This window comes from Paenibacillus sp. CB74, from assembly GCF_055687625.1.
The window spans coordinates 102,851-118,365 of sequence record NZ_CM146009.1 but is presented as its reverse complement, the minus strand read 5'-3'; the positions used below and the strand labels follow the sequence as shown (position 1 = coordinate 118,365).

At 47.7% G+C, this 15,515-nt stretch carries 11 protein-coding genes; 2 read left to right on the top strand and 9 right to left on the bottom strand.

Annotated features, from left to right (window positions below):
• Positions 1 to 33 precede the first annotated feature (33 nt).
• The 6 genes from ACX9NY_RS00535 to ACX9NY_RS00510 all read right to left on the bottom strand — a co-directional run bounded on the left by ACX9NY_RS00535 (position 34) and on the right by ACX9NY_RS00510 (position 8,840).
• Positions 34 to 1,545: an extracellular solute-binding protein gene (locus tag ACX9NY_RS00535; RefSeq protein WP_472476677.1), complete on the bottom strand. Its 1,512-nt coding sequence runs from the start codon at positions 1,543 to 1,545 to the stop codon at positions 34 to 36.
• A 108-nt stretch (positions 1,546 to 1,653) separates the two neighbouring features.
• A complete protein-coding gene (locus tag ACX9NY_RS00530; protein WP_472476676.1) occupies positions 1,654 to 2,757 on the bottom strand; it encodes a glycoside hydrolase family 88/105 protein in 1,104 nt (367 codons plus the stop codon).
• A gap of 24 nt (positions 2,758 to 2,781) precedes the next feature.
• Positions 2,782 to 4,281, bottom strand: a complete 1,500-nt coding sequence (locus tag ACX9NY_RS00525; protein WP_339236881.1) for an extracellular solute-binding protein — start codon at positions 4,279 to 4,281, stop codon at positions 2,782 to 2,784.
• A 69-nt stretch (positions 4,282 to 4,350) separates the two neighbouring features.
• Positions 4,351 to 5,223, bottom strand: a complete 873-nt coding sequence (locus tag ACX9NY_RS00520) for a carbohydrate ABC transporter permease (protein WP_124115652.1) — start codon at positions 5,221 to 5,223, stop codon at positions 4,351 to 4,353.
• Between the two features lie 45 nt (positions 5,224 to 5,268).
• Positions 5,269 to 6,222, bottom strand: a complete 954-nt coding sequence (locus tag ACX9NY_RS00515; RefSeq protein ID WP_017686861.1) for an ABC transporter permease — start codon at positions 6,220 to 6,222, stop codon at positions 5,269 to 5,271.
• Positions 6,223 to 6,503: 281 nt separating this feature from the next.
• Positions 6,504 to 8,840 (bottom strand): AraC family transcriptional regulator, encoded by a 2,337-nt coding sequence (locus ACX9NY_RS00510; RefSeq protein ID WP_339236883.1) that lies wholly within the window; start codon positions 8,838 to 8,840, stop codon positions 6,504 to 6,506.
• Between the two features lie 526 nt (positions 8,841 to 9,366).
• Between ACX9NY_RS00510 and ACX9NY_RS00505 the strand changes: the two genes are divergently transcribed.
• Complete coding sequence (locus tag ACX9NY_RS00505) at positions 9,367 to 11,379, top strand: endonuclease MutS2 (RefSeq protein WP_472476675.1); 2,013 nt, start codon at positions 9,367 to 9,369, stop codon at positions 11,377 to 11,379.
• A gap of 146 nt (positions 11,380 to 11,525) precedes the next feature.
• Positions 11,526 to 11,777, top strand: coding sequence for a cysteine-rich CWC family protein (locus ACX9NY_RS00500; RefSeq protein WP_472476674.1), 252 nt, complete (start codon positions 11,526 to 11,528; stop codon positions 11,775 to 11,777).
• Between the two features lie 60 nt (positions 11,778 to 11,837).
• Here ACX9NY_RS00500 and ACX9NY_RS00495 read toward each other — a convergent pair whose 3' ends face one another.
• From ACX9NY_RS00495 to ACX9NY_RS00485, 3 genes are read right to left on the bottom strand one after another with little or no spacing between them, the layout of a single operon-like run.
• Positions 11,838 to 12,983 carry a mannitol-1-phosphate 5-dehydrogenase gene (locus tag ACX9NY_RS00495; RefSeq protein WP_472476673.1) on the bottom strand — a complete coding sequence of 382 codons (1,146 nt, stop codon included), beginning with the start codon at positions 12,981 to 12,983 and terminating at the stop codon, positions 11,838 to 11,840.
• Complete coding sequence (locus tag ACX9NY_RS00490) at positions 12,980 to 13,414, bottom strand: PTS mannitol transporter subunit IIA (protein ID WP_339236891.1); 435 nt, start codon at positions 13,412 to 13,414, stop codon at positions 12,980 to 12,982. The genes ACX9NY_RS00495 and ACX9NY_RS00490 overlap by 4 nt, the downstream gene beginning before the upstream one ends.
• The gene (locus ACX9NY_RS00485) at positions 13,411 to 15,513 is read right to left on the bottom strand and encodes a BglG family transcription antiterminator (RefSeq protein ID WP_472476672.1); all 2,103 of its coding nucleotides are present in this window, start codon (positions 15,511 to 15,513) and stop codon (positions 13,411 to 13,413) included. The genes ACX9NY_RS00490 and ACX9NY_RS00485 overlap by 4 nt, the downstream gene beginning before the upstream one ends.
• Between the last annotated feature and the right edge of the window lie 2 nt (positions 15,514 to 15,515).

Here is a 15,515-nt window from a genome sequence, read left to right as displayed (position 1 = left end):
TCCAATTGATCAACCTTTTTTTCTCACTAAGCTTTATTTTCCGTTTAATTCCTTATAGGAAGCTTCCAATTCCGTGATCAATTGATCACCACCGGCTTTTCTCCAGCTTGCAATTTCCTGCTCCCAACCTGCATCATCGATTTTACCCATAATGTACTTGGTCTGCGCATCCCAGATCATCTGATCCAGCTCCTGACCACGCTCGGTATAGATCGCCGAAGACAAGGTGAGTGCCGGATTGGCAATGGCGTACTGCTCATTCTCACGCGCCATCTTTGTACCTTTCATACCAATGGGAACATCGACCAGTTCAGCCACGTTATAGCCTTCAATGCTTAACAAATTATCCCGATATGGCTTCACTTCACGCTGATAGGCGTCGAAATCCTTGAGTTCGGTTTTCCCATCCGCAGTCTTGGTATAGTGAACATCGAGTAATCCACGGAGCTGCAACGTGCTCAGTTCCTCATCCATCAACTGATCCAGGAACGTAAGGACCTTCTTCAGCTGCTCCTCATCTGTAACGGATGCTTTCGGAATGACCAGCATTCCGTAGTTCCCAGGCTCTCCGGCGATGCGAATACCATCGGGTCCCTGGAACGGAGCTACATCAATCTCTCCATCCGGAGCATTTGGCGTAAGCCGTTGCTGAGAAGATTTTCCGTTCTGAGCCACACCGTTCAGCTTCATGCCAACGAGGCCCGAATCCATTTTTTTGTCTGCATCTGAAGGATCAAGGGCAGGGAAGTCACTGTTAATCAGACCCTCGCTGAACAATCGCTTGAAGAGTTTCATCGTATCCACATATTCGGGAGTCAAGAACTCCGGGGTCAGTTTCCCAGCATCATCCACACCCCATTTGTTGACACCGCCAATACTTACAGCAATACGCGTCAGTGGCGAAGAGACTCCCTCGTTATATTTCTTAAATAACAGTGCACCGTACGTATCTTCCTTACCATTTCCGTCCGGATCATCCTTACGAATAGAGCGCATCACTTCATACCAGTCATCCAGCGTTTTGGGTATATCCAGCTTCAATGTATCGAACCAGTCCTTGCGATATACGATCGCAGTCCGTCCAATATCCCGGAAGTTCGGAATACCGTAGATCTTGCCTTCAATTTTGATATTGTTAAAATAAGCCTCGGATTGGGCAGACAGGTTCTTATAATCCTTCAAGTAAGGCCCAAGTTCCCAGAACAGTCCCGTTTTGGCGGCATTAAACGTTGTCGGTACATAATTCACACGCATAATGGTCGGCATCTCGCCCGATGCAACCATAACGTTCACTTTATCATCAAAAGCAGACTGCGGAATCCACTGTACATTGACATCCGTATTGGTATATTCCTCAATCTTCTGTTCAATCCCATTCTCCTTGGCCGGTATATCACCTACCTGCATTAAAGAGATGGAAATGGGAAGTTTACCTTCCCCTGCAGCAGGCGCTTTTTCTCCCCCGCAACCTGCAAGCAATCCAGCGGACATTGCACCAATTACAACGATTCCGCCTAAACGGGACATTGGACCTTTTGGACTCATGAACCATCTCTCCTTTTGGTTAGCCAATTTGTTCAGCAAACTTGCCTCATTTCACTCATATCAACCATGTATGCGCTATCATAAATAATTTAGAGAGAAGAACCAGCATTACGCCAGTTCAATCTCCACCCCTGCCAAAATGAACGGAGCGACCGATTTCGGATCATTGATCCGAATGGACTCGGTCACATAATACTCGTAGGACCCGTCACGATACGGGCTTCCTCCAAGACCGGCTCCGCCATTACACTGCGTCAAGGACAGCACGCCTTCACGATCCGTTTGCAGCAGATGCTGCAGCAGACCCTGATACCCTTTTTCCGCAACCGCTTTGAACTTGCCGCTCAGATATCCTTTACGCACACCCTTGGCCAATGCATAGACAAACATTGAGGTGCCTGAAGCCTCCAGATAGTTCCGCTCTCTTCCCGGCTGATCCAGCAGATGTGGCCATAGTCCGGTCTGTTGATCCTGAACATGTACTAATGCGTTTGCTACCCGTTCGAAGATGCCCACGATCTGCCCTCGCTGCGGATGATCTACCGGCAGATGATCCAGTGTATCCACAACCGCCATCACATACCAGCCCATCGCCCGGCTCCAGACATGTGGAGAACATCCCGTCTCCCCCGAACTCCAACGCTGCTCTTTGCTCTCATCCCAGGCATGGTACAAAAGACCACTACGCGGATCACGTGTACTTTGCTCCACCAGTAAGAGCTGCAGAGCCGCCTTGTCGAACCACTTCTCTTCACCCGTTACCGCGCCATACTGGGTGAGATATGGAGTAGCCATATACAAACCATCCAGCCACATCTGGAAAGGGTAAATCTTTTTGTGCCAGAATCCGCCTTCACTCGTATGTGGCTGTCCCTTGAGCTGAGTCATAAGCAAATCCGCAGCTTTGCGGTACTTTTCTTCACCCGTTTTCTCATGCAGCAGGAACAGTGATTTTCCCTGATTGATCTGATCCAGGTTATATTCCTCAACCGTATAGGAACGAATCGAGCCATCTTCCTGAACAAAATGATCCATTAGCTCACGGATGTAGTCAAAATACTTTTGCTCCCCGGTGTGCGTGTACAGCTCCTCGAGTGCTTTCAGAAAGCAGCCATTCTCATAATGCCAAGTGGAGTACAGCTCATGGTTGCGATAACTTTCCATGAATTGCTGTGCCATGCGCACCGATGTGAGTTGCAATGTTTCCTTCATGATCAAGCCTCCGCTTCCGGCTCTTTATTGAGCCTGTTTTTTATAATCTTCGGCATATTCCTCACGAATCTTGTTTCCACCCGCATTGCCCCAATTCTCAATTTCCTTTTCCCAGCCACTTCGATCGATCTTGCCCATGATATATTTGGTTTGTGCATCTGCAATGACCTGATCCAGATCCGCCCCGCGGTCACCATATGTTGGGGAATATAACGTTAGCGCAGGGTTTGGCACAGCGTGCTCCGCCAGTTCCTTGGCAAGTGCTGTACCTTTTTCACCCAGTTCCGTATCCTTCAACTTCGGTACGTTATACCCTTCGACATAAGGAAGGTTGTCACGGTAAGGTTTCACTTCACGCTGGAATGCATCGAAGTCACTCATCTCCACCTGATCTTCGCCCACTTTAGTGTAATGTTTATCTTCCATGCCACGCATCAACAGGGTAGCCATCTCAGGGTCCATCAGTTTATCCAGGAAGGAGAGCAGGTTCTTGAGTTCTTCTTCCGATTTCACCGTCGATTTAGGGAATGCCAGAATGCCCGAGTTACCCGTCTGTCCTGCAACACGATCTCCATTGGGTCCGAGCAAACCAGCGATGTCTACCACACCATCCGGATTGTTTTTGGACAGACGCTCTTGCTGACTTTTTCCATTCTGAGCAACACCTACACGGATACCCACAACACCGGAATCATACTTTTTCTCCGCTTCCGTAGAATCGAATACGGCAAAGTCCTGGTTCAGCAGTTTCTCATCATACAACCGTTTCAGCAGATCCAGCACCTGCATATATTCCGGCGTCATGAATTCAGGCGTGAAGCTGCCATCCTCCTCAACTTTCCACTTGTTAGGTGCACCAAAACTTACGCCCAGGCGCGTCGTGAAGGAATATTGGTCCTCATTATATTTTTTGAAAAGCATCAACCCAAACGTATTATCCTGACCATCTCCATCTGGATCGGAGGTTGCCAGTGTTTTAATCGTCTCATACCATTCATCCGGTGTGGTTGGCACCTTAAGATTCAGCTTCTCGAACCAGTCCTTGCGATAGATCACCGTGGCCCGCGCGATATCCGAGAAAACTGGAACCCCGTAGATTTTGCCCTCTACCTTGATGTTGTCAAAAAAACGCTCGTTCTGAGCCGACAGATTTTTGTAGTCTTTCAGCAAAGGCCCCACTTCCCAGAACACATCATTACGCATAGCGCTGGTCACGGTCGGATTATACTGCACCTTCACAATTTTTGGCATATCGCTTGAAGCGATCATCACGTTAATTTTGTCATTATAGGCCGAAGCTGGTATCCACTGGATATCCAGCTTGGTGTTGGTATACTCTTCAATCTTTTGCTGAACTTCATTGCCTTTGCTTGGCACATCACCCACCTGCGCAATGGCTATGGATACATTTTGTACGCCGCCCTCGGCAGCCTGACCCTCGTCTGATCCGCATCCTGCCAGCAACCCTGTCACCAGTGCCAGTGTGCTCAAGACAGCTACGGCTTTCTTTTTTGTTGCTTTCATAACATGAAAACCTCCCTTTTTTATGCAGTTAAATTGTCATCTTGAACTGAATTTGAAGCATGTGAAGACTCAACCTTTCACCGAACCCAGCATTACTCCTTTTGCAAAGTGCTTTTGCAGGAATGGGTACACCAGCATAATCGGGATCGTGGAGAATACGATAACCGCCATGCGAATGGTCAGCGGCTGGATCTCGGTCTCTTCGATACTCGTGTCTCCGATTCGGCTCTGTGCCAGAATGACAATCTCACGCAGCCAGACTTGGACAGGCCACTTCTCACTATCGTTGATATAGATTACAGCGCTGAAGAAACTGTTCCAGTGGGCCACTGCATAAAAAAGTGAAAATGTCGCCATGGCTGGCATGGACAACGGCAGTACAATCCGGAACAATACGCCGACATCGTTACATCCATCAATTTTGGCTGCATCCTCCAGTTCATCGGGAATAGCCTGGAAGAAGTTTTTCAGTACAATCAAGTTAAACGCACTAATAGCGGTAGGCAGCATCAGCGACCATAATGTATCCGTCAGGTGCAAAGATTTCACGACAAAGTACGTTGGAATCATTCCGCCGCTGAAGAGCATCGTGAACAATACACCCAGCAAAATGGGCTGGCGTCCACGCAAATATCTTCTGGAGAGCGGATACGCCATAAGTGACGTAAACAACAGGTTAATAAAGGTACCAATCACCGTAATGTAGACCGATACACCCAGACTGCGAATCAAGGTATCCGTTGAGAAAATGTAGCGGTATGCAGCCAGAGAGAACTCTTTTGGAAAAAGAATAAATCCTCCCTTGGCCACTTCATGTGGACTGGTAAACGATACGGCCAAAATATAAATGAACGGTATGACCGTCACGATACCAATCAACAGCAGCAAGCCGTGATTGAGAAAATCAAAGATCCGGTTGCCCCACGTTTTATCCTGTTGCATCTTAATGTTCACTCCTGTCTGGTGAAGAACGTCTGCTCCCGAGGGTTAGTAGACGCCTTCCTCCCCGAATTTTTTGGCCAGCGTATTGGCACCAAGGACAAGCGCCAGCCCGACAACCGATTTGAACAACCCGACAGCAGCACTATAACTGTACTGTGCCTGGGTGAGCCCCTTCGTGTACACGTAGGTATCAAATACCTCGCCCACATCCCGGTTCGTCGGAGTCAGCATCAGGAAGATCTGTTCAAAGCCTGTATCCAGGAAATTGCCCAGACGCAGAATAAGCAAAATGACGATTGTACTGCGAATGGCCGGCAACGTAATGTGCCAGGTTTGGCGCCAGCGATTGGCACCATCAATCCGTGCAGCTTCATAGAGTTGTGTATCAACCCCGGAAAGTGCAGCAAGGAAGATAATCGTGCCCCAACCGACTTCTTTCCAGATGGATTGTCCAACAATCATCGTACGGAACCATCCGGGTTCAAGCAGGAACGCCACTTTTTGTCCAGTCAGGTTATAGAGCAATTCATTAATCGCACCGCCCTCGGTTGTGAACAGCATGTAGAACACACCGACAACAACAACCCAGGAAACAAAGTGCGGAACATAAACAAGCGTTTGTACAAATCGTTTGAAGCGTTCACGGCGAACCTCATTCATCATGAGTGCCAGTACAATCGGCAGCGGGAAAAAGAACACAATGTTATAAATGGCGAGTAAAAACGTATTTCGAAACAATGTCCAGAACTGGGGTTCTCCGAAGAAACGCTGGAAATGTTTGAACCCTACCCAGTCACTTCCCAAGATGCCCTTGTAAGGCGTGTAATCTTGAAAAGCCATCGTGATGCCATACATGGGTATGTATTTGAAAATAACAAAGTAAAGCACACCCGGTATTAACATGATATACAGCCACCGGTTTTTGATAATGTCCCTCCACAGCAGGTTTTTGTCACTGCGGGTAGCGGGCCGTGTTCGAGCCGCCGTTTCGGCTTTCATAGTGTCTTCCTCCCCACATTGGAAACGATTACAAAATATCACTTCCTGAATTCATATCTTCATTGTGGAGGATAAACCTATGACTGGCTATCGTCTCGTTTTAGCCTTTTGTTATTCCTTATGCAGCAAGGGTTTATCTGATTTCATTCACAGAAATGAAAGGCGCAATGAACTGCTTTTAACCTCCATATTCCTGTCTTAACTTCATGGATAAGTGTGGCCTTTTCCCTACACCTGAACATGAAAAAGCCTGCCTCCATGGCAGGCAGAACAGGCTTGTTTTATCGCTGCTGCTCCCGGTACTTGCCGGGGGTAGTTCCTGTAATTTTGCGAAACGTACGGATAAATGCGGTCGGATTGGTATAGTTTAATTTCTCTGCAATCTCCGATATTTTAAGATTGGTTGTTTGCAGCCAAGTCTTCGCTTTTTCCATACGATACTCTGCAAGATATTCCGTAAAATTGACTCCTGCTTCCTTCTTGAATACTCGACTTAGGTAGACAGGGTGAAAATTAAGCTCAGCGGCACAGGCCTCCAGCGACAATTCACGATCATAACGTTCCTCGATCAAACGAATCATGCGCCTTGCAATATTCATGTATTGAGATTCTTCCTGCTCTCGCCAAAAACGGATGACGGGCTGGAACAGCCGCTTGCGGAACCAATTGGTCATTTCGTCCAATGTGGACAACTTTAGCAGATGTGACATGGATGCTTTTTCACCCAGTACTTCAGCCACATCTCCACCTTGCTCCTGAACAAGCTGATATACACGAGACAATAGCTGAACCATAATGACGGGGTATTCACTGAAATGAAGCTTCTTATCGGCAAGCAACCCCAAATATTGCGTAAAATAGGCGTCCGTCTTCTCTTCATCTCCTTGCTTGAGCGCAGAAGCGAGCTGATCTTCAATCATCCGTAACTGGGTATACAACGCAGCCTCCATCTGACCACGTGGCTGTATATCCTCGTAATGCAAAATAATACGGCTGCCCAGACTTACCCGGCCTTGCAGTGCCTCGCGGCTCTCCTGAACCGCTCTTGGCGTATCTCCAATACAAGTGTACGAACGACTGATGCCAATACTTACGGGCAGATTCAGATAGGTCACGACACGTTCGCGAATCCAGTCTGCCTGGGTGTGCATCCATTCCTTCAACTTCACCTCATCCGTGAGTTCAGAGGCAAGTACGGTGACTTGGGCATCATCTAGCATGACCGGGGTGAACCGAACTGCAGAAGGAAGGAGTTCACCTACCATATTGTTGACAGCAAACAGCAACAGGTCCCGATCCTGTTCCTCATATCGGGTTCCTTCCAACGTATCCATCTGGAGCATGAGTACGCCAAGGCTTGCCCACCCGGTCGGGAAGTCATACAATTCTCCCTGATATCTGAAATCTTCTTCCGAGATTTTGCCTGTTAGCAGTTTGGTCATAAAAAACTCTTGGAGATGTACATGCTGCCCCTTCATCTGCTCACGCATCGTTTTCTCCGAACTGAACAAAGTTGACAATTGCTCCTCAATATAGATAAATTCATCCTGACGACGTCCTGATGGAATAACTGGGGAATCCAACCCTTTCGTAAATTGCAGCAGTCTGGAGATCGGTGAATACATCCGCCGACTGCCGTATATGGCGACCAATCCCGTTACACATAACATGACCAGTGTAGCGACACCGGTAACCAATGCAATTTTCTGTGATTGGGCCGTGATCTGCCCAAGGGATACAACGGACACGTATAACCAGCCATTAAGTGGAGATTGCCTATAGCTAACCGCCACTTGGTTACCTTCCACCTCCGAGCTGAAGAACCCCTCTGGCTGGCCTGTCGTTTGTACCATTTCATCAATTTCCTTATTGAGCGTGTCATATTTCCCATCTTGCTGCACATCGTTTAGAAAATACTTCTGCTCCCGATCCAGAACGTACATATCTCCGGAATTCGCATTTCGGCTCAAAAATGTACTTATTTCCGTATCGGCGATATCAATCACAAGAAATCCCTTTGGTTTCACATTCGTTGGCATCATCGGGATTTTGAATACCATACTGACCACATTATCCGATGAAATGAGAGTAGGTGCCTGTTCGGGTGTCAGTTCCCCCATGCCAGCTGACACGGGTACACTTTCTTTCGCTGAACTGGCATTTTGAGTGACCCAGAACAGGCTGTTAGTGTAGGTCAGATAAGAACCAATCCGGTCCCGAATACTGAAATCATCCAATTTGCCAAAAGAACGCATCGAAACAACCCAATCTTCGTCCAGATTAACCAGATAGGCTTGGTCAATGTTCGTAACCGCTTGCAAGTTGTTAAAGCCCGACGTCAGGTCACGAATCTCCTGAAAATCGCTGCTGTCCAGCGGTTTCTTCATCGCCTGAAGTACCAGGGGTGAATTGACATACTGAATGGATGATAATTGCAGGCTGCGCAGAACTTGTTCTACCCGCATTTGGGTCTGATGCAATATCTGAAGGTTGCTTTCACGCACTTTCTGCTCAATGTCACGTGATGCAATCGTGTACGAGACCGAACCAATAACAATAACGGGAAGGGCTCCGAGGATCAGGGTAAAGCAGAGCAAACGCAGTAAATACTTAGGCAAAAAGAGCATCCTCCTTTAATATGTATGTTTATTATATTAAATCGCTTTCATTGGATTATTTTACTATTGTTATTTTAAAACCCATTCTTATTCAAGTCCACTCATTTATTCTAAGGTTGACTACAAACCAATTTCCAGTTTATATTGGTTGCATATTCCTCAATCAAAGGAGAGATTTTTAATGTCGGTGAATGTTCTTAACTAACCAAGTTTCATATTCAGGAGTTTGGCCTTTCATTGCGCTTGTGCCCACATGGCATACGTGTATTTCATGATGCGCCAGATCCCTGTACTTAGTTAAGAACAGCGGATATCATAAATCGCCTCCGGGATTGTCATTGTCCGGGTCTATTTCCGCGCTGAGTTCAGCGCGGATTTTTTAATATAGACCTGTAGCGGACTTTGCTTTCCCATATATTTAGGGCGGAGAATGACGTTTGTTCATTCTCCGCCCTTTTTGCGTTTTCCAGGAATATGTTTCGCGTGTCAACTGCAATCCCAATTCAAATTCAAGGAGAGATTACGCATGAATGAGAGCACATTAAACAGTCTGGGTTATCCACAAATTCAAAAAAATGTTACAGACTGCGCCCTGTCTTATCTGGGCAAACGTTATGCCAGAGAACTAAAACCGATGGTAGATGCTCGCCTGATCCAGCTGCGCCTGGAAGAAACAGCAGAAGCGGCTGCGTTGATTCGTTTCGGGGCCAGTATCCCCCTCCCTTCACTCGACGGAATGGAAACGATTATGGATCTGCTTGGCACCGGTTATCTATTCAGTGAACGTGACTTCAGTCATCTTGCTCAGTTCCTGCGGAGCTGTGCACAACTCATGAAGTACATGGAGGGCAAATCTGGGGCCGCTCCCACCGTTAGTCGCTATGCAGCATCCATGATTCTAATCGAACCTTTGCTGCGTGAGATCGAGCGCTGCATCCATAGTGGACGCATTCAGGATCAAGCAAGCAAGGAGCTGACTCGTATTCGCAAAAAAATGACGGTGAATGAGGAGCGTATGAAACGAAAGCTTGATTCTCTGGTGAGTAAACATCGTTCCATTATGCAGGAGCATGTCATCAGCCAACGCGGAGGAAGAACCGTTCTGCCCATTAAGAAAGAGTTCCGCAAACAGGTGAAAGGCAGTGTGCTGGATGAATCCGGAAGCGGGCAAACCGTATATATTGAACCTGTTGAGTTAGTAAGTCTGCAGATGGAATTGGCCGCTCTACAAGCGGAGGAGTCCCGAGAGGAGATGAGAATTCTCGGTGATTTAACCTCTCTGGCCGAATCGTATAACCGTGAAATCGCACTGAACACCGAAACGGTTGGTGTATTGGACTTCCTGTTTGCCAAAGCCAAATATGCGGCCACCATGGACGGACGTACCGTTCAAGTCAATACTCAGGGCCATATCAGCCTTCAACGTGCACGTCATCCGTTCATGGGTTCTTCCATGGTTCCGCTTGATTTCGCCATTGGCAGGACGTATTCTTCGCTCATTATTACGGGCCCGAATACCGGGGGTAAAACGGTTGCACTCAAAACCCTTGGTTTGTTAACCCTGATGATGCAATCCGGTTTGCTTATTCCGGTAGAGGAAGGTGGCGAGATGGCTGTTTATACCGAGGTAGCGGTTGATATTGGTGACGGGCAGAGTCTGGAACAGGCACTCAGTACATTCTCTGCACACATTCGCAATATGATTGGCATACTGGAACAGGCCAATACGTCAACTCTGGTGCTTATTGATGAGATGGCTTCCGGCACAGATCCCGGTGAAGGTGTCGGACTGTCCATTGCCATGCTGGAGGAGCTGCACAGCCGCGGAGCAACCGTTGTGGCGACAACCCATTTTGGTGAAATCAAACATTTTGCTGCGGCCACGCCAGGATTCGAAAATGCCCGTATGGAATTTGACACCGTTACTCTCCAGCCGCTGTATCGATTGCGTATCGGAGAAGCTGGTGAGAGCTATGCTTATTCCATCGCATTAAAGCTGGGCATGCCACAGCGAATTATCGAGCGTTCCAAGTCCCTGTCAGATCAAAGTATTTCGAGAGATCGTACAATGGTGTTCACGTCACCTCCTATGGAAACTCCGATCCTGACGCCGGAGCGTTCCGCTAAGGAGGCAGACGACCCGACAGAGTTATCCAATCGAAATCAGTTGAATCAGACGAAGCAATCCAAAAATTCAATCGGTCTCCACAAACAGCGAACAACCAGAGAGTTGGATTCTGCTGCTCCTGCCAAAACGTTTCGCAAAGGGGATCGGGTGTATGCGGCCTATCTGAATCAGTCGGGAATCGTATGTGATGTGGAGGATAGCCGTGGAAATATCGGGGTCATGCTACGTGGACGCAAAGTCAAAATCCATAAGAAACGCCTGACCCTGCATATATCTGCCGATGAGCTTTATCCAGGTGACGATTATGACTTGGACATTGTGCTGGAAACAAAGGAAAATCGAAAGAAACGCAAATTAATGGGACGTAAACATGTGGAAGGCCTGAAGATTGAACTACCGCCTGAAGAATGAATAACCCCTGGGAGAAACAGATGTGGTGGTAAACCGGAAGTCATATATACACAGTGAATTCCATAATCACTGACGCATTTCTGTTATACTGGGAGCAGTATGTTCAACTTCAGCTCGTAGCTATTCCACAGGGAGGGAAGAACTGTATGTCTGCAGAACAAGACGATCAAGAGCACATCCCTATCGATGTTCTTGTCTGCCCATTATGCGGTGAAGCTAATCGCTGTTCTTATGCCGCAGGACATCCTCATTCGGAATGCTGGTGTAACCGGGCTATTTTCCCGGAGGGTGTATTTGACCGCATTCCGGCAGAACAGCGCCGAAAATCGTGTATATGTCAGCGCTGTTTGGATGACTATGCCGATAAACATCAACCAAAAGAAGAGCCACACAGTTAACAACTGTATGGCTCTTCTTCATTATGCCTAATCTATATTGTTAGCTGGCTACCGCTGCTCTTACATTTGGTTATACTGGGCAACAGCCTGTTCAAGCACCGGATGATGCTCATCCATCGACGTGTAATGGTGGAGCGCAGCTGTAATTCCCTTCTGGCGAATCATGTCCTGTAGTTCCACTGCTTCCGGATCATCGGAGACATCGAACTTGCAGGCTGCTGCCATGCCCATAGCCAGATAGATCGTTTCGGTTCCATCCGCATATGCCTGAAGGGCAGGGCGAACCAGACGATCATTCGGAGACAATTTGCGCAGCGGGGAACGACCAACACGAGTAACCTCATCAGTGAGATACGGGTTGACGAACCGTCCCAATATTTTGACAATATACTGCTCATGCTCTTCCGGGTTGAATGCAAAACGCTTCACCAATACTTTTCCGGTTTCCTGCAAAGCACCGTATACAATCGATTTCACTTTCTCGTCGGCAATAGCCTTCTGAATCGTGTCATACCCGTGTACATGACCGATATATGCTGCAACGCAGTGTCCTGTATTCACCGTGAACAGCTTCCGTTCGATATAAGGCTCCAGATCATCAACATACAGAATGCCCTCAACCGGTTTGAAGGCCGGGGCCATCTGGGAACGATCCACCACCCACTCGTAAAAAGGCTCCACCTGCACATGCAGAGGATCTTCATGATGCTGGATAGGCACGATCCGGTCTACGGCCGAATCTGGAAAATACACGTACTGATCCGCAAGGGAACGTGTCTCATCTTTGAGCAGAGCATATACATGCTCTTTCAATTGTGTACTGGCTCCAATGGCGTTCTCGCAAGCAATAATGTGAAGAGGGTTAAGTGCAGGACCGGAATTCAGTCTTTTTTCAAGTCCCTTCGCAATACCTAGTGCAATATGTTTCAGTACGCCCACGCCCACTGCGGTTGTGATCAGATCAGCTTCCACAACGGTTTGGGCAACTGTCTCCAGCTGGGTTCCATCGATCGCATTTACGCCTGTCACAGTCTCCTGATCCTTGCTCTCGTTAGCCAGTTCCACCGTATACTGACCCCGTTGCTGGAGAGTGGTTACCAATGTCTGATTCACGTCTGAAAAAATGACCTCATACCCTGCCCGGGAGAGGATTAATCCGATAAAACCGCGTCCAATGTTACCTGCTCCAAAGTGTAGGGCCTTCATAGCTCCATTTCACTTTCCAGAATAGCGATAACTTCTTCGGCTGTTTTCGCGAGACGCAGGGCCTCCATGTTCTCATCCTCAGCACAGATCACCGCAATGCTAGTCAAGATCTCCATATGTTCCCCGCCTTGAGCCGCGATACCAATGACCATATAAGCCTTTTCATCGCCAAAATCAACCCCCTGTGGATACTGAATAACGGAGATGCCTGTGGATAAAATGAATGCTTTGGATTCCTTCGTGCCGTGCGGAATCGCAAGTCCGTTCCCTACATAGGTTGAGACAATCTCTTCACGTTCAATCATCTTCTCAATGTAATCAGCGGTAATATGTCCCGCATCCTTCAGAATCTGTCCTGCCATACGAATCGCTTCGTATTTGTCCTGAGCCGTCGCATTCATGATGACTTTATCTGTTGTTAACATACTCATAGTGGTTGACCTCCAATTTCGGTTTTACTGCGATAGAATCCAACGAGTTCCTGGGAAAGGTAATGAATGAGTTCATCCCTGATTCCCTTTTCCAGCAATGTAATCATTTCTTCCTGCAATAACAGGGCACTAATCTCACTGAGAACCTCCAGGCTTTCCTTGGATAATTCTCTCGGACCGAGCATCAAAAGAACATGGGTAACTCCTGCCGGATCAACCGGCGTACGAAGAAGTGGCTCCGTGAGCTGAAACAGACTGATAGACGGCCTGTATATCCCCTCACTTCGTGTATGAAACAGTGCAAGTCTTGTGCCGGGAATCTTCTGACTCCCCACTGCTTCACGTGCCTCCAGCCGTTTTGCGATCTCCTCTGGCTCCTTCAACACGCCCGTTCCATGGAGCACGTTGCACATCGCATACACCGTTTTATAGAACCCGATATCCTGATTATCCAGCGGGTACACCTGAAACTTGCCGATAATTCGGACGATTTCAACTAAAATAGCTTCCATTCCATCAGGGTCTGAGTAACGACTTGTTGTCTGAACCTCTGCTTCACGGGGCTTATTATGCTGTCGTTGTAACGTTGTTGTCCGGATAAAATGACGCAGACGTTCGCTCTCTTCTGCCGTAAGCAGTGGACTCACTTTGTAATACTGATGCTCATCCATCGGCAGATCGACCGTCGATAACACCAGATCATACTGATCTGTAGGTATCCGGGCAGCTTCATACCAGGACACGCTATCCATGATTCGAATCTCGGGAATCTCCTTGGACAATCGGCTGGATAGCATGCGCGATGATCCAATTCCGCTTGTGCACACGATAATCGCCCTGATCTCCCGTTTCAATGTACGCAACCTCTCGATGGAAGCCCCAAAGTGCATGACCAAGAAACCAATTTCCTCATCCGGAACGTCTGTGCCTGGCCAAGCTTGCCCAACAGATTGTTTGACCTCTTCGAACAGGGAGTCATAATCTTTGCGAATCTGCTGCAGTAGCGGATTACGTATCATCTGTTGCCCTTCAATTCGCTCCATTACAGGTTGCATATGACCAAGCAGACCTTCACGAAGCAATCGATCCTCATGAAAGGTGTAATGCGTTCTTGCCTGCATCTGATCAATCAGTGAATGTACCCTGTCCAGTAAAATCAAGTCGTCGATTGGCAACAGCCGCGAAGAGTGAATTCGCTGCTCTGTCTCAACTAATAATCTGTGAAAATAAGCTTGCTCATCTTGGGAGAATGTCAGCCCCAGTTGAGTGGATAACACACCGCATAAGCGGGAAGCCATATAAGGTGGAACCTTCATCTCATCCTGCTCTGCAGTTGCATCTTCCATGTTCTCTCGCGGAGAAATACGGCCAATGCCAAAGCCTTTACGAATACGTACAACTGCGACGGATAATTGAATCAGCAGCTTCATGTATTGGCGTTCCGGGATGTTCTCCAGCCATTCGATATCTGGTTGCCATAACGCATTTTCGATCGTAAGCACATCACCGTGTCCAATCATATCCAGCAATTTTTGGTTTACGATGGAGCCACCTTGTTCAGGTTGTCTTCCGAACAGGTCGGATTCATCCAGAAATTCCAAAGCAAGTGCAGCTATGGCTGTGCGATGAATCGTCTCACTCCCGTTAATCTTGACGCCATATCCACGTCTGCGAACCAGCTTCAGTCCCGCCTGACGAATCCGTGACTCCAGATCATCCAGATCTGTGGTTACGGTGGATACGGTCACTTTCAAATCCGAAGCCAGAGCGAGTAATTTCACAGGCTCCGCTTCATCAAGCAGGATGCAAAGCATGAAGAGCTTACGCTCTTCCGGCGTAAACTCTACATATTCTTTACCCTCCAGTTGCTGGCGCAATACAGCCAGATCATCGGAACTGGCATCAATTCGGATACCGGTTCCTGATTTTTTTTCCAGCCTCATGCCCAAAGGTTCAAGCCATTGTTCAATCATTTGCAGCTCCCGGTGAACCGTTCGGGTACTAACCTTTACTTCAACGGCAATTTCACCGGCAGTGACTTCATGTGGATGCTCCAGCAGAAACTCCACGATTTCACGTTGTCTTTTGGTAATACTCATAT

Excerpts from the sequence above, each read along its gene's own strand:
- ACX9NY_RS00535 (WP_472476677.1), bottom strand. The coding sequence starts at position 1,545 with ATGAGTCCAAAAGGTCCAATGTCCCGTTTAGGCGGAATCGTTGTAATT.
- ACX9NY_RS00530 (WP_472476676.1), bottom strand. The coding sequence starts at position 2,757 with ATGAAGGAAACATTGCAACTCACATCGGTGCGCATGGCACAGCAATTC.
- ACX9NY_RS00525 (WP_339236881.1), bottom strand. The coding sequence starts at position 4,281 with ATGAAAGCAACAAAAAAGAAAGCCGTAGCTGTCTTGAGCACACTGGCA.
- ACX9NY_RS00520 (WP_124115652.1), bottom strand. The coding sequence starts at position 5,223 with ATGCAACAGGATAAAACGTGGGGCAACCGGATCTTTGATTTTCTCAAT.
- ACX9NY_RS00515 (WP_017686861.1), bottom strand. The coding sequence starts at position 6,222 with ATGAAAGCCGAAACGGCGGCTCGAACACGGCCCGCTACCCGCAGTGAC.
- ACX9NY_RS00505 (WP_472476675.1), top strand. The coding sequence starts at position 9,367 with ATGAATGAGAGCACATTAAACAGTCTGGGTTATCCACAAATTCAAAAA.
- ACX9NY_RS00500 (WP_472476674.1), top strand. The coding sequence starts at position 11,526 with ATGTCTGCAGAACAAGACGATCAAGAGCACATCCCTATCGATGTTCTT.
- ACX9NY_RS00495 (WP_472476673.1), bottom strand. The coding sequence starts at position 12,983 with ATGAAGGCCCTACACTTTGGAGCAGGTAACATTGGACGCGGTTTTATC.
- ACX9NY_RS00490 (WP_339236891.1), bottom strand. The coding sequence starts at position 13,414 with ATGAGTATGTTAACAACAGATAAAGTCATCATGAATGCGACGGCTCAG.
- ACX9NY_RS00485 (WP_472476672.1), bottom strand. The coding sequence starts at position 15,513 with ATGAGTATTACCAAAAGACAACGTGAAATCGTGGAGTTTCTGCTGGAG.